Annotated in this window: 8 protein-coding genes; 1 reads left to right on the top strand and 7 read right to left on the bottom strand. The window is 73.8% G+C overall.

Annotation, left to right across the window (positions count from 1 at the left end; genetic code table 11):
- Positions 1–7: 7 nt before the first annotated feature.
- From ABTY59_RS23845 to ABTY59_RS23825, 5 genes are all read right to left on the bottom strand, one after another.
- Positions 8–1,555, bottom strand: coding sequence for a phage tail sheath family protein (locus tag ABTY59_RS23845; protein ID WP_352021031.1), 1,548 nt, complete (start codon positions 1,553–1,555; stop codon positions 8–10).
- 287 nt (positions 1,556–1,842) lie between these two features.
- Positions 1,843–3,939 carry an ATP-binding protein gene (locus ABTY59_RS23840; protein WP_352021157.1) on the bottom strand — a complete coding sequence of 699 codons (2,097 nt, stop codon included), beginning with the start codon at positions 3,937–3,939 and terminating at the stop codon, positions 1,843–1,845.
- Positions 3,940–4,052: 113 nt separating this feature from the next.
- Positions 4,053–4,880 (bottom strand): Pvc16 family protein, encoded by an 828-nt coding sequence (locus ABTY59_RS23835; RefSeq protein ID WP_352021030.1) that lies wholly within the window; start codon positions 4,878–4,880, stop codon positions 4,053–4,055.
- Positions 4,877–8,047, bottom strand: a complete 3,171-nt coding sequence (locus tag ABTY59_RS23830) for a hypothetical protein (protein WP_502995411.1) — start codon at positions 8,045–8,047, stop codon at positions 4,877–4,879. Before ABTY59_RS23830 ends, ABTY59_RS23835 begins: the two co-directional genes overlap by 4 nt.
- Before the next feature lie 193 nt (positions 8,048–8,240).
- Entirely contained in the window at positions 8,241–9,083 is an 843-nt protein-coding gene (locus ABTY59_RS23825; RefSeq protein ID WP_352021028.1) for a response regulator transcription factor, read from the bottom strand.
- A gap of 228 nt (positions 9,084–9,311) precedes the next feature.
- Between ABTY59_RS23825 and ABTY59_RS23820 the strand changes: the two genes are divergently transcribed.
- Entirely contained in the window at positions 9,312–10,586 is a 1,275-nt protein-coding gene (locus tag ABTY59_RS23820; RefSeq protein WP_352021156.1) for a COG1470 family protein, read from the top strand.
- A gap of 373 nt (positions 10,587–10,959) precedes the next feature.
- Here the strand turns inward: ABTY59_RS23820 and ABTY59_RS23815 are convergent, their stop codons facing one another.
- Positions 10,960–13,077, bottom strand: coding sequence for an eCIS core domain-containing protein (locus tag ABTY59_RS23815; protein WP_352021027.1), 2,118 nt, complete (start codon positions 13,075–13,077; stop codon positions 10,960–10,962).
- Positions 13,078–13,226: 149 nt separating this feature from the next.
- Entirely contained in the window at positions 13,227–14,906 is a 1,680-nt protein-coding gene (locus ABTY59_RS37690; protein ID WP_502995410.1) for an eCIS core domain-containing protein, read from the bottom strand.
- Positions 14,907–15,064: the final 158 nt, after the last annotated feature.

The following is a 15,064-nucleotide window of genomic DNA, read 5'->3' as shown; positions in this document are numbered from 1 at the left end:
CCGCGGGTCACTCGTCGATGAGGCTGGTGCTGTCGGAGAACTGCGCCAGCCGGAAGACCACGAACTCGGCCGGCTTGACCGGCGAGACGCCGATCTCACAGACGACCCGGCCCTGGTCGATGGACTCCTGCGGGTTGTTCTCGGCGTCGCACTTGACGTAGAACGCCTCCGCGGCCGTGCGGCCGAACAGCGCCCCGCGGCGCCACTCCTCGGTGAGGAACGCGGTGACGTTGCGCCGGATGCTGGACCACAGCCGGTCGTCGTTCGGTTCGAAGACCACCCACTGGGTGCCCAGGAGGATGGACTCCTCCAGGTAGTTGAAGAGCCGGCGGACGTTGAGGTAGCGCCAGGCAGGGTCGGAGGACAGGGTGCGGGCGCCCCAGATCCGGATGCCGCGACCGGGGAACGCGCGCACGCAGTTCACGCCGATCGGGTTCAGCAGGTCCTGTTCGCCCTTGCTGAGCCGGATCTCCAGGTCGACCGCGCCGCGGATCACCTCGTTGGCGGGGGCCTTGTGGACTCCGCGCTCGGCGTCGCTGCGTGCCCACACACCGGCGATGTGACCGCTCGGCGGGACCGTCGTGTTGTGGCCGGCCGCGGGGTCGAAGACCCGCACCCAGGGGTAGTAGAGGGTGGCGAAGCGGGAGTCGTAACCCGCCTCGTCCATCCGCCAGTCGCGCACCTGCCGCGCGTTCAGCCCCGGCGGGGCGTCCAGGACGGCGACGCGGTCGCCCATCTGCTCGCAGTGCGAGATGACGGCGAGCTGGACGGTGCGCAGCCCCTCGTCGTCGATCGCGCCGCGCTGGTAGGCGCTCATCAGGTCCGGCACCGCGACCATGGTGATCTCGTCGATGGTCTCCAGAGCGGCGAAGCCCGTGCGGGCGCCGGCCTCACCGATGTACTCCGCCGGGTCGAGGCGCGCCGGGCCGCCGCGGCCCGGCGCGGCCGGGGCGGCGGTGGCAGGAAGCGCGACGGTCTGGGCCTGGGGGCGGGTCTGGGCGCCCTCGCGCTCGGCGACCTCGATCAGCTTCGAGCCGCGGGTCTGGGTGACGAAGTAGCCCTTGACGGACTTGCGGGTGGAGACGTCGTAGGTCTCGGCGACCTGGTCGCCCGTGCGGACCACGACCTTGAAGCGGTCCTCGGGCGGGTTGTCGCCCTCGACGTCCGCGATCTCCACGGACACCCCCGCGATGCCCGGCTTCGCGGCGACCAGGAAACCGCCGAGCTCGACCGGCTGACCGGGCAGCTCCGGACGGCCGCCCGCGGCGGCGGAACCGGCGCCGCCCTCGGCGGACTGCCCGACGCGCACGACGTACGCGGCGCCGCCGCCGTTGGCGAAGTAGCCGTAGACGGAGTGCGGCAGGTAGGTGCCCTCCGCGAAGCCGCCGAAGGTCTCGGTGTACTGGTCCCAGCTGGTGACCAGGGTCGGCTCGTGGAAGGGGCCGCTGCGGGCGAAGCCCACGAACGCGGCCACGGCGGTGCCTACGCCTTCGATCGGGCGAGCACCGGACTGCACCTCCTCCACGTACACGCCCGGGGTGAGGTACGTCGGCATGCTCGCTCCTTCGTTCGTTCGATCAGGGTTCGTTCGTGGCGCGGCCCGTGCCCGCCGGACGCCCCGGCACCGTTGCGGACCCAGGGCCCAAAGCCCAAGGCCCAGGACTGAGGGCCCAGTGCCGGGAGGCGGAGCGCGCGAAGCCGGGGTCTCGGAATCCGGCACCCCGGGGCGGCCAAGCCCGGTCCAGCCTTTCCCGCAGGTCGCCGGGGCGAAAGGGGCACGCGGACCAGCGCGGGGGCAAGGCGGGTGCCCTCGCTGACGGGGCAGGCCCGCCCCGCCGTCCCTCAGCGCCCGGTGACCGCGGACAGGTACGCGCCGAACTCCCCGGCGAGCACCAGCCGGCCGAGCTTGCGGTACTCCTCGGCGATCGCCGTCACCAGCTGGATCATGGTCAGCGGGCCGCCTGCCGCGGCCGCCGCGTAGGCCGCCGTGACGGCGCAGGCGCGGATGTTGCCGCCGGCCAGTTCGAAGCGCTCCGCGCAGAAGGCCAGGTCGACCTCGGCCGCGCGGGGCAACCGGTCACCCAGACAGCGTTCCCACAGGGCAAGCCGCTGCACGGCATCGGGCACCGGAAAGTCCGCGATGACGTCGATCCGCCGGGTGAACGCCTCGTCCAGGTTGGCCCGCAGGTTGGTGGTCAGGACGGCGATGCCGTCGAAGGACTCGATCCGCTGCAGCAGATAGGCCGACTCGACGTTGGCGTGCCGGTCGTGGGCGTCCTTGACCTCCGAGCGCTTGCCGAAGATCGCGTCCGCCTCGTCGAACAGCAGCACCGCGTTGACGGAGGAGGCCTCTGTGAAGATCCGTTCCAGGTTCTTCTCCGTCTCGCCGACGTACTTGTCGACGACCGTGGACAGGTCGACCACATAGAGGTCCATGCCGAGATCGGCGGCGACCACCTCGGCGGACATCGTCTTGCCGGTGCCGGAGGCGCCCGCGAACAGGGCGATCACACCCCGTCCGCGCCCGCCGCCGGGCCGCATGCCCCACTGCCCGAGCACCTGGTCGCGGTGCCGGGCGCGCACGGCGAGTTCGCGCAGCTGCCGGTGGGTCGGCGCGGGCAGCACGAGGTCGTCCCAGCCCACGCCGGGCTCGACCCGGCGGGCCAGCCGGGCCAGGCCCGCGCCGCTCTGGCCGCGGACCGCCGCGCGCAGGTCGTCGGCGTCGACCGGCCGGCCCTCCAGCGCCGCCGTGCGCACCGCCGTACCGGCCGCGCGCCGCACCTGTCCGCCGTCCAGACGGTGGGCGGCGACGGACAGCGCGAGCGCGTCGACGCCGGGGACCTCGCCCGGGGTGACGGACAGCGCGTCGACGCCGGGGACCTCGCCCCGGTCGGCAGACGCGGCGGTGCCGCCGGGCGCCGTGACGGCCCCGAGCCCGGCCGACGCCTCCCCGAGCGCGTGCCGCCAGCGCGCCGCGTGGGTCTCCGGCGCGGGCGCCGACACGGCGAGCGTGACCGGGGTGTCGGCAGCCCAGGCCGGCTCCCAGCCGCTCGCGCCGTACGTCAGCAGCGGCAGCCCGCGCAGCGCCGCGCACACCGCCCGCAGCATCCGGTCCCGTACCCCCGGTTGGTCGGGCAGTGCCTCCAGCGGGCCGAGCAGCACGCCGGCGCCGGTCAGCCGCACCTCCCGGGCCACGGCCCCGGCCAGCGCGGGCACCGCCCGCTCGTCGTGGCCGAACGCCGACGCGTCCAGCGGCAGCGCGGGCAACCCGGCGGCCCGCAGCGCGGCGGCGCCGAGCCCGGCGGCGTCGCCGCCCCGGGCCCGCAGGTGCACATGCCCGGTGCCGGTGCCCAGCGCGGCGACCGTACGGTCCCGCACGTCCGGATCGGTCACCGGGTCCGGGGGCTGTTCGCCGAGCACCTCGGCGAGCCGCGGATCGGGCGTGTCGTCGCCGAGCAGGTGCGCGGTGACCCGGTCCGGCACCGTGAGCACCCGCGACAGCGGCGGTCGTTCCGGCTCGGCCACCTCGACGAGACCGCCGGCGACCAGCGGTGCGCCGGGGGAGAGCCGGAACCGCGCCGAGGGGATCCCCGCCCGCCCGAGGAGTTCGAGGGCGAGCCCGACCGTGGGCCGACGACGGGTCAGATCGTCGTTGAGATAGCCGTAGAGCCGCTCGAACCGGGAGTCCAGGTCCGGTGCCAGCGCGACGAGCAGTAGATCGAGGTCCAGTGGCGCGAGCCCGAAGCGGGCGGCCAGCACCGCCGCCGGCGAACCGGGCGGCGGGTCGGCGGGATCGAGAGCGGGCAGCCCGGGGTCGTACGGCGGATCGAGCACCCGGGCGACCGCCTCCGGCGTCAGGTACTGCCCCCGGTAGGGATCGTCCGGATCGGGGTCGACGGCCTGCCGCGCCGCGACCGCGATCCGCACCCGCTCCCACAGCCACGCGCCCGAATCCCGTACGGGGAAGGGGGCGCGATCGCGTACGGGCGTGGGCTCGGGCGCGGACGGCGGTACGGGGGTCCGGGCCGCGGGCGCGGCCGGGGCGGTGCTGGTCACGGCTGTCTTCCTCCTCGGCGGCGGCGGGCGGGCGCCGGGCGCCGCTCCCGGAGCGGGCCGAAGCCCTCGCCCGGAGCGGGTTCGCCCAGCTCGACGTACCGCAGCCGGTGTTGTTCGTCGCTGTCGCTGTCGCTGTCGCTGTCGCTGTCGCCGGTGCCGGTGCCGGTGCCGGTGCCGACGCCGACGCCGACGCCTGCGCCGTGGCTGAGCCGGATGCCCTCGCCATCGAGGCGGGCAGGTCCGCCGTCCGGGCGGAGCCCGGGCCCCGACCGCATCAGCAGGCCCTCGGTGACCGGCGGGGCCGTGCCCCGGGTGATCCCGGCCAGCGGCGCGCAGGCCCGCAGCCCGATCGACGGCCGCAGCTCGCCGCCGAGCGCCGACCACACGTCGGAGGCCGCCGGGGCGTCCGCGCCGGTGCCGCCGACGTCGAGCGGGACCAGCAGGCCGAGTTCGGCGAGGCTCCCCCCGAGCAGCCGCGGCGGGATGGCGTCATGCCCGATCAGACAGGACAGCACCTCGGAGAGCAGCCGGTGCTCGTCCTGCGGCCGGCCCGCCCACGCGCTCACCAGGTAGGTGAGGTCGAACCAGCGGGGCGGGGTGCGGCGCGCGACGACGAAGCCGTCGGCGTCGTACACCTCACCCCCGCCGCTGCCGCGACGCGCCGGGTCCTCGCGGACGTCGTACAGGAACACGCAGATCGTGGGGGCGCTGCGGCGGGCCGCCCAGTCCTTCGTCGGCGCGTCGAAGACCACCTCGACGCCCGACTGCTCGAGACCGGACTCGATGAGCAGCCGCCGCAGCGCCTCGTCGACGTCGTGGATCACCGGCGCGCCACCGTGTCCGGAGGCTGCACGGTGCCCGTGACCACGAGGAAGTCGGTCTTCACCGGCGAGAACCCGGGACCGCTCGCGGTGATGGTCCGCGGACCCGTCTGGTCCTTCGCGAGGATCAGCAACTGGCCGATGAAGGTGCCGTCGCGGCGCGGCACGGTCGGCGCCGCCGTGGCCGTGATGCCGGGCTGCCAGGTGAACGTGACCGGCACGCCGGGCGGGAAGTCCTTGCCGCGCACCGAGGTGACGAAGCCGGGCTTGCCGATCGGCGGGACCGCGACGATCCGCGGCTGGAGGATCCGGATCCGCTGCTGGGCGGTGTTGTCGCGCGGATCGGCGTCGGTGCCGCTGGTGGTCAGCCGGCCGGTGGCCCGCGCCGTGAGCGCGCGGTCGGGTCGCAGCACGACCTGGACGACGGCCCGGGCACCGGGCGCGAGGTCCGGCAGCGCGCAGGACCAGGCGGCGTCGCAGCCGGGCGGCGGCCCGTCGTGCCGGATGCCCGTGGGCAGTCCGACGCGGAGCCGCAGCCCGGTGGCCAGCGCTTCGCGCCCGTTGCGGACGGTGTACGTGAGGACGACCCGGCCGCCGACGTAGCCCGGGTCGGGCTGGGCGGTGATCCGCAGGCCGGGTCCGGCCTCCTGGACCGGCGGCGGGGGCGTCGGCCGCGGTGTGGTCGGGTCCGGAGTGGGGGGCGGCGTGGTCGGGGCCGGTGTGGTGGGCGTGGGCGTCGGTGTGGTCGGGGTGGGCGTCGGTTCCGGTGCCTCGCGCACCGGCACCACCGTCCGGCCGGTGTTGTCGGTGGGGCGGGGGTCGAGGACGGCGCCGGTCACGTTCCAGTCCACCGGCTGGTCGCCGGTGACGAGCCCGGTGAGGGTCACGGTCACCGGGACCGTGGTGCCGGGCGGCACGATGCCGAGGACACAGGAGAGGGCCGCCGCGTCGCAGTCGGTGCCCGGCGCGCTGATTCCGGTGACGGTCAGCCCCGTGGGCGGCGTGATGGTCAGCCGGGTGCCGGGTGAGGCCGCCGGGCCGCGGTTGACCACGTCCACGCGCACGGTGCCGGGCGTGCCGATGGTGAACTCCGGGACCGTTCCGGGCGCCTGGACCGCGAGGTCCACCGACTGCTGGACGGTGGGCTCCTTCTGGCGGCCCGGCAGATCCAGGGTGAGCGGGACCATCTCGCCGGTGGTCACGTCCACCCTCTTCAGCTTCTCCGGGCTGTTGGGCTTCCGCTGGGGCCGCACGCTGACGATCAGGCTCGTGCCGTCGGAGGTCCAGGCGGCGTCCCGGGGCTGGAACGGGCCGGGGTTCTCCGGCAGTTCACGCAGGCAGGCGTCCGGCTCCCCCCGGGCAGCCCCGGGCAGCAGAACCTGACAGCGGTCCCCGGTGGGCGAGGTGAGCACGATGCCGTTGCGCTCGTCGATCCGGCCGCCGCCGCCCTTCCGGTTCAGCGCGATCGTGGTGCCGTCGGGGGAGAAGGCCGGGCTGTCGTCGATCACCTCGCAGCCGGCCGGGCAGATCACGGCGCTCAGGTCGCGCTGCTGGTCGAGCCGGTCCACCGGCACGGTCCAGACGTGCTTGCTGCCGCCGTTGCCGTTGATCACCTGGTTGCGGGTGAAGGCGAGCGTGGTGCCGTCGGACGACCAGGTGGGCTGGGCGTCGCCGCCGGCCGGCTGACCGTCAGGCGGCCTGATCTCACCGGTGATCGCGCCGGTGGTGACCTCCGCGATCAGGATGCGGCTGGGGCCCGCTTCCCCGCCGGCGCCGCCGGGGGACGTGCGGGTGAACGCCAGGTACCGCCCGTCCGGCGAGAACGTCGGGTCGGTGTCCCAGTCCCGGGGGCCGCGCCCCTGGAGCGGCAGCACCGACTCGTTGGTGCCGTCGGCGTCCGCCATCCAGATCTGCTGGATCCGCGCGTCCTTCGGCCCGACGAACCGGGAGAGCACGATCCGGCGGCCGTCGGGCGTGTAGTTCTGCCGCTCGGTCCACGGGTCGAACCCGGCGCCCGGCTGGAACAGGGGGTCCTTCGTCGGATCGGTGTTGGTGTCGGCCGCCGGGTCCTCGTTCAGGATCGGCAGGTTCAGGTCGCGCGGGTCGGCACCGTCCAGCCGGGCGTCCTGCAGGGTGACCTCGTGCGGTCCCCTGGCCGTGACGCGCTCGACGATCGCCCGGCCGCCGTCGCGGGGCCCGAGCCAGGTGACCTCGCCGACCTCACGGTCCTCGCTGAGCACGAGATCCGGGGTGGCCTCCGAGTGCGCGGGGACCTGGAAGACGTGGTTCCAGTCGCCCTTGCACACACAGGTGCGGTCCGGGCTGAGGAACAGCACACCGTCCCCGTCGGGCAGCCAGGCTGCCCCGTGGGTCCGCCACTGTGCCTGCGCGCCCGAGAGCAGCGGACCCCTGCCGACCCCGTCGGTCCACTTCAGTCGCGGGCCCCCCGCCCCGGTCGCGGTGTACGCGATCACGTTGCGGTTCTCGGCGTCGTCCACCGGGTTCCACACCGGTTCCGACGCCTCGCCGTCGCCCGGGTCGCTGGCCAGGGCGGCCGGCCCGCCGTCCAGGGCGCGCACGTACACCTGCGGCCCGGCCGCCGCGTCCGCGTCGCTCACGTACGCGAGCCGGGCGCCCTCCGGGGACACCGTCGGGTGAACCTCGTTCGCGGGGGTCTCGGTCAGCCGGGTCAGGCCGGTGCCGTCCGCGCCGACCCGCCAGATGTCGCGCTGTTCGCCGTCCGGACCGGCCGCGTCGAACACGACCGACCGGCCGTCCGGGGTGAGCCGCGGGTTCGCCGCGTCGAGACCGCTGGTCAACCGGTGCACCGCGGTGTCCGCGGTCCGCAGATAGATCTGCGGGAACCGCTCGTCACGACGGCTGGCGAACACCAGCAGGTCGCCGAGCGCGGCCGGCTGCACGTCCATGTGGGTCGGCCCCGGACCGAACAGCGGCGTGCTCGACTCGTCCGACGCCACCGTGCCGAGACTGCGGTGCCGGGTCCCGGCGAACGCCATCCGGGCGTCACCCGCCTCGGCGGCCCGGGGGCCGGCCTCGGCCCGGTCCGGGGCGGAGGCGGCGGTCACCGCGAGAAGGGGCGCCAACAGCAGCAACGCTGCCGTGACTCTTCCCCAGCGGTACCGCCGGCCACCAGAGCCACCCGTGCTCATCAGGGTCCACCTCACAGTCCGGCGCGTTCTGTTCGCTGCGCGTACGACGTACGAGACGTACGACAGATCCACTGTCGCGCCCCCGCCGGCTCCCGGGGAGGGCCAGGAGGCCGCACCGGGGGGAAGCGCGCGGTGCGCTTTCGGGCAGTCGCGCCCCGGAGTCCGTGCGAGGGGCCCCGCGCGAACGCCGGGGTCAGATCAGACCGTTGCGCAGAGCGAAGCCCACCGCGTGCGTGCGGTTGCGCAGCTCAAGCCGGGTGATCACCTCGTGCAGGACGTTCTTGACGGTCCGTTCGGAGTACGAGGTCCTCCGCGCGATCTCCGCCGTGTCCAGGCCCTCCGACACCAGCCGCAGCATCTCCGCCTCGCGCCCGGTCAGCGTGGACAGCGACGAGGCGTGCGGATCGAGCGCGGCGCGCTGCATGCTGCCGACGTGGTGCAGGAGCCGGGCCAGCAGGTCACCGGGCAGCACCCCTTCGCCGTTCGCCATCGCGAGGACCAGCCGCAGCAGCCGGTCCTGGTCGGCCTCGGCGCGCCGCAGAACCGCCGTGACCCCGCACTCGATGGCCCGCTGCAGCGCGTCGCCCGACTCGAAGGTGCCGACCACGAGCCCGGTACGGGTGCGCGGGTCCTGCCGCAGCCGCCGCAGCAGCGCCACGGTCTCGTCGTCGACACTGTCCACGGTCACCAGCGAGACCTGCGCGCCCTCCGGCCGTCCCCCCTCGACGAGCTCTAACTCAGGTCGCTGCCGCAGCTGGTGGACCACACCGACGTGCAGCACCGGGTCCGCCGCGTACACCGCAACCGAGATCCGGCGCGTCGAGCGGGGTTCGGGTATCACCGACCCGCCCCGGGACGGGCCGCCCTGCGCCGGCCCGACGGACGGTCCGGCCTGGCCGGGCACCCGCGGCGTCGAGGCCCCGGCCGACACCGCGGACGCGGAGACGGCGGGCGAGGACGTGCGGGACGGCGCGGAGGGCGTGGACGGTGCGGCGCCGGCCGAGCCGACGGCGCCATGCGCCTGAGTTCCGATCATGTGGGGTTCCCTGTTCGAGGAGGTGTGACGGAATAAGAAGATGCAGGTCGGGACGGACGAGTTCCGGTGCGCGCGGCCACTCGGCGTGTCGTGGGGAAGTCCGACGGGGCACCGAGGTTGCCCGGGGGACTGCCCTCCGGCCCGTGGAGCGGCCGGGGCGCCGCCGCTAGCGTCGGGGCGGTGACGTCTCCAGCAGCCTCTTCCAGCCCCGGCGCGCCCGCACCCGAGATTCCCCGGGTGTCCGTGACGCCGGGCGACACCGCGATCACCAGCCTGACCGTCCGCAACGACGGCGACGTCGTCGAGGCGTACGGCCTGGAGGTGGTCGGCGAATGCGCCGCCTGGACGACGGTGGAACCCGAACGGGTATCGCTGTATCCGGGCACCTCCGAGACGGTGACGATCCGTCTCGCGCCGCCGCGCTCCTCGCAGGTGCCGGCAGGTGATGTGCCGCTCGCCGTGCGCGTCCTGCCCACCGAGCATCCCGAGGCGGTGCGCGTCCCCGAAACCCTCGTGCACGTCGAGGAGTTCCGGGAACTGCGTACCGCCGCGGTCCCGCGCCGCCGGCGCGGCTGGCTCCGCGGGCGCTACCGGCTCGCCGTGCGCAACGACGGCAACGCGCCCGTACGGGTCGGTTTCGCGGCCGGGCAGCGCGGCGAGGAGCTGAAGTTCGACTTCACGCCCACCGCCCGTGCGCTCGATCCCGGCGAGTCGGCCGAGGTCGGCCTGCGGGTCGCCACCGGCCGGCCGATCTGGTTCGGTACGGCGGCCACCTGGCCGTTCACCGTGGACGTGACCGAGGAGCAGGGCGACGGGGAGCCCCAGGACCCGGCGCTCGCCAGGCCGCCGCTCGACGTCGAGTTCGTCCAGATACCGATCTTCCCGCGCTGGCTGCTCGCGCTCCTGGCGCTGCTCATCGCGCTCGTCGTCGCCTGGTTCGCGCTGGTGCGCCCGGCGGTGCGCAGCACCGCCAAGGAGGCCGCCGACGAGCTCGTCCAGAAGCGGCCCGCGCCCAGCGCGCCACCGAGCGTCGCACCGCCCACCGACGGGAACGGTGACGGCAGGCAGCCCGGCACGGGCAACGGGAAGGGCAACGGAAAGGGCGGCGGCTCCGGTCAGGGCACGGGACCCGGTGGCACCGGTGGCGGCGCGCAGGGCTCGACCACGATCGACCTCGAAACCTCCGCCGGCCGCACCGAGTCCGGCACCTACACCGTGCCGAAGGACAAGACCTTCGACATCACGGACATCGTCGTCGCCAACTTCCAGGGCGACGAGGGCGTGATGACGATTCAGTTCGGCGACCGGAAGATCACCACGATCGCGCTGGAGACCTTCCGCAATCAGGACTATCACTGGGTCACCCCCATCAGGATCGTCGAGAACCAGACCGTGACCATCCAGGTGACCTGCGCGAAGCCGGGCACCCCGGCCACCGGGAAACAGGCGCGGGAGTGCCATGAGGTTCTCAACGTGAGCGGAGTGCTCAGCGACCTCAGGTGACCCGGGCGGCTTCACTCATCCTGGATGAGTTCCACGCCCACGCAAACTGTTCCGGGGCCGCTCTGACCGGAAGGCGATGCCTTCGGCCGGAGCGGCCCTGTCCACTTTGCAGAGTTACGGACGAGTAGAAGAAGCGCACAGATCGGCGCATTCGGGGCCTGCATCCCACGGATGACGAGTCTTGCAGGAAGGCTGAAACCCGCGCGTTCCGGCAGGTCAAGACGGGTGTGCACGTGATGTGCACGTCACACGCGCGTCCCTGCGCGAATGTGACGTGCACGTTACGGGAGCCGTGCCTCCGGCGCGCCCCCTTTACCGGAACCGGGTCGCCAGTACCGCTCCCTCTGCAGGACCGGCCGCCGGCACCGCCCCCTTACGGGACCGGCACTCCCAGCTGCCGGCCCGAGGCCGTCACGGCGCGGGCACCGCTGAGGTCGACGGTGTTCGGCAGCATCGCCTGCGGCCGCAGCAGGTCCTTGAGCAGATAGCGCATCAACTCGTCGCCCGACATGGCCTTGAGCCGCTCGGCCAGCTGCGGGTTGACCTTCGCGATCCGGATGATCTCGACGATCCCCCGCTCGACCAGACCGGGCACGATGTCCGCGCCCATCAGCGTGTTGGACCGCAGCCGCTCCTCGTGGACCTCGGCCTCCGCCCCGTCCCCGTACGTCATCGTGCTGAACTCGTCGGCCAGCGCCTGCCCCATCACGAGCGGGACGAGACCGCGCCGGTCCGGGTCCTGCTCGGAGCCCATCTCCTCCATCATGGCGTCCATGTCCATCTTGGCCCCGCCCTCGGCGGAACCGAGGTCGAACCTGCGGACGGACCGGCTGTACTCGGGCGAGAAGGCGTCCGTACGGGTGGCCAGCCGGCTCTGGGTCCGCGCCGGGTCACCGGGCTGGGCCCGCAGCGTCGGGAACTCGCGCTGCGCGAAGTCGCTGAGCATCAGCCAGCCCTGCGAGATCAGGGGAGAACCGGCCAGGGGGATCTCGATCCGGGCCGGCTCCGAGCCGCCGAACCGCGTCTCGCGGAACGGGCTGCCCGGCACCTCCAGGAAGAAGAAGACGAAGCCCTCGTTGGCCAGCACGTGCTTGTCGTACGCCTCCGAGTTGTTCGCCGCGTCCGGATTCGCCTTCAGCAGCTCGGTCTTGGACTTCATGTGGCCGAGACCCAGCATCTGCTCGGCGCGTTCCTTGGGCGTGTAGTGGGTGAGCACGCTCCCCTGCAGCGCCGTATCCAGCTTGGTGCGGACCTCGGACACCCAGGCCGCGCCGCTCTGCGGCCGGATCTGCTCGGCCATGCCGGCCCGGTTGATCTCCGACAGCTCGCGGAAGTAGCTCGGCCCCTTCATCTTGAACACGGCGGCGCTGTCGGCCCACTCCTCACGGTTCCACAGCATGCCGCCGTCGGTCATCGCCCGGAACGGCTCGCGCGCCGCGTCCGGCAGGGCGTCGTCGCGGGTGATCTGCCGGCGCACCACGTCGAGCTCGCCGTTGACCGCGGTCAGCGCCGCGGTCAGGAACTCGGCCGTCGCACCGCTCGCACCCTCCACCTCCGGGGCGATCATGTGCTGGAGTCCGGTCAGCGCCATCAGACCGTCCATGGGGTCCCGGTTGGGATCCTGGTCGTACGACCTGATGCCCTCGCGTACAGCGGCGACGAGGGCGCCGCCGGGATCGGCCTGCGGGCGGTTGAACGAGGCTTTGAAGCGGCTCATCAGACCGCTGCCGCTCGACGTCGCGGGCTGACTCGGGGCCGGCAGGCCCTTGCCCAGCTTCTCGTGGCCCTTGCGCTGCACCACGCCCGCACCGCCGTGGTGCGGGGGCCCGTGATGCCCGTCCCCCGGGACGCGGTCGTGCCCGTCGTCCGTGGCGCGCTGGACGGGGGGTCCGGTCATGGCGCGTGTGGCGTTGGCTTCGGCGGCGCGTTCGAAGGTGTCGTCGGGGTGGCTGACGCGCAGGCCGGTTCCGTTGTCGGTGCCGGGGACGGGTCCGTTGCGTTGTTGGATGACGTGGGTGAGTTCGTGGGCGAGGGTGTGTTTGTCGGTGCCTCCGGGTCCGATGACGACGTGGTGTCCTGAGGTGTAGGCGCGGGCTCCGAGGTCGGCTGCGGAGCGCTGTGCGTCGGCGCCGGTGTGGAGCCGTACGTCTGCGAAGTCGGCGCCGAGCCGGTCCTCCATCTCCTGCTTCAGCGGCTCGGCGAGCGGCCGGCCCGGCGACCGCAGCACCTCGGGCACGGCGGGCCGCCGCACCGGCGCGCCCTCGCCGCTCTCCTGCTCGGCCCGGACGCCGTCGGCACGGCGCTGCGCCAGCATCCGGGTCACCGCCGCGTTGCCGACGGCCCGCTGGAGCGCGGGCAGGGCGCCGGCCGTCGGGTTCGCCGGCGGCGCCACGGCGCCCGGCCGCTCCTCGGCCCGGCCGGTCTGCCGGGACCGGGCGGTGCCGTCCTTCGGGGCATCGGCCGGGGCCTTGCCGTGGGCGGGGGTGCGCATGGGGTCTCTGCCTCCCGGGAGACGGGGGTGGGTCACCCTCCTGGATACCCCCGAACGAGCCGCGCGGACATGTCCGTTCGGGCAGAACCGGGGGAAGGGCCGAGGGTGCCGCCGCCCTTCCCGCCCACGCGGTGGACACGCCCGGACGCTCAGTCCGTACTGCCCCCGGCCCCGCCCCGGCCTCCACCGCGGGCCCGGCGGGCGGTGCCCGCCTCGCCGACGTCGTGCCGGTAGGCCTCGTCCGCCCACCGCGCGAGGTCGTCCAGTTCGGCCTTCAGCTGCTCCCAGGTCTTCTTGTACGCGCCGATCGTGCGGATCTCGAACGGCACCATCGTCGCCCCTGCCTCCGGATGCGGGGCGATCTGGTTCATGCCGCCGAACACGCTCTGCTGGTCCACCCGGGTGCTGCCGAGGATCGCCGAGTTGGCGAACTCGATGAGCGAGACCGGTTCGCCCTCGATGTGCCGGGTGGCGTTGTCGCGGAAGTCCAGCTTCCTGCCGTCTCCCGAGTCCTCCTGATAGTCGGAGAGCCGGTTGAGGACCTGCTCGTGCTCGGCCGTCAGGAAGGTGCGGAACTCCTCGTCGAGGAGCGCGCGCACGTCCGAGAGCCGGGAGCGGGACAGCACCGCCGTCAGGTTCTTGATCTGCCCCTTGTCCTTGTCCTCCGCGAGATAGTCGGCCACCGCCGCGATCTGCATGAAGAACAGCTGGGCGAAGCCGTCGAGCGCGTCCGTCTCCACCCGTTTGCGCTTCTTCGAGGGCTCCTGGGCCGCCCGCCAGTTCTCGTACCGCTCCAGGACGTCGGCGGCGAAGTTCCTCGCCTGCCCGAGCCGGAACCGTGCCCGGCGGCTCGTCGCGCCCCGCACGTCCGGCGCCGCCTCCCGCAGATGGTCGAAGAACAGCGGCATGCCCCGCAGCGGCACACCGACCGAGTAGTGCACGAACAGGCCGTCGCCCAGGCCCTCCCGGCCCGCGTCCTCGGTGTACGGCAGACCCGGCGCCACCCGGGCCCCCTCGCCCGCCGGAAGGATCCGCAGGTCCAGCGGCACGTCCGCCAGCGGTGTCCGGTCCGTGGCCGCGTAGAAGCCGTCCCGCACCCGCTTGATCTCGTCGGCCAGCTGGACCAGCCGCTCCCGGCCGGTCTCGTTCTTCGCCCCGACCACCTCGACGGCCCCGGTCACGAACTCGATGTTCGAGTAGCCGTGGCCGTCCTTGAGCATCCGGCTGTCGGACACCACCTTGAAGTCCTGCACGGTGCTCTGGGCCAGGTCGGTGTCGCCCGGGTACTTCGCTCCCGCGGGGTCCTGCACCGGCAGGGCCACCTCGGCCTCGAAACCCATCATGCGCTGTACGGGAGCGTCGCCGCCCGCGGACCGTGGCGCAGGTCCGTCCGAGGGCCCGGGCCGCTCCGTGGCGCGCTGGACGGGGGGTCCGGTCATGGCGCGTGTGGCGTTGGCTTCGGCGGCGCGTTCGAAGGTGTCGTCGGGGTGGCTGACGCGCAGGCCGGTTCCGTTGTCGGTGCCGGGGACGGGTCCGTTGCGTTGTTGGATGACGTGGGTGAGTTCGTGGGCGAGGGTGTGTTTGTCGGTGCCTCCGGGGCCGATGACGACGTGGTGTCCTGAGGTGTAGGCGCGGGCTCCGAGGTCGGCTGCGGAGCGCTGTGCGTCGGCGCCGGTGTGGAGCCGTACGTCTGCGAAGTCGGCGCCGAGCCGGTCCTCCATCTCCTGCTTCAGCGGCTCGGCGAGCGGCCGGCCCGGCGACCGCAGCACCTCGGGCACGAGCGAACGGGGTGCGGCGTCCGTGCCGTGCGCGCTTCGGGCGCGCTGCACGGCCCGGGCCACCGCGCCGTTCCCGATGACCGACTGAAGCTCCCCGGCCTGCCGCGGCGACACGGCACCGGCCCCGGCCGCTCCGACCTGAACCGGACCCTGCCCCTGCCCCGTACGCTCGCTGCCGGCGTGTCCGCCGCTCCCGGCCGCCCGCTCGC

Origin of the sequence: Streptomyces sp. NPDC096079, assembly GCF_040303145.1 — a bacterium.
In the GTDB taxonomy this organism is placed as follows: Bacteria; Actinomycetota; Actinomycetes; order Streptomycetales; family Streptomycetaceae; genus Streptomyces.
Note: the sequence above shows the minus strand (reverse complement) of the source record. Positions and strands in the feature narration are given on the sequence as shown.

Excerpts from the sequence above, each read along its gene's own strand:
- ABTY59_RS23825 (WP_352021028.1), bottom strand. The coding sequence starts at position 9,083 with ATGATCGGAACTCAGGCGCATGGCGCCGTCGGCTCGGCCGGCGCCGCA.
- ABTY59_RS23815 (WP_352021027.1), bottom strand. The coding sequence starts at position 13,077 with ATGCGCACCCCCGCCCACGGCAAGGCCCCGGCCGATGCCCCGAAGGAC.
- ABTY59_RS23845 (WP_352021031.1), bottom strand. The coding sequence starts at position 1,555 with ATGCCGACGTACCTCACCCCGGGCGTGTACGTGGAGGAGGTGCAGTCC.
- ABTY59_RS23830 (WP_502995411.1), bottom strand. The coding sequence starts at position 8,047 with ATGAGCACGGGTGGCTCTGGTGGCCGGCGGTACCGCTGGGGAAGAGTC.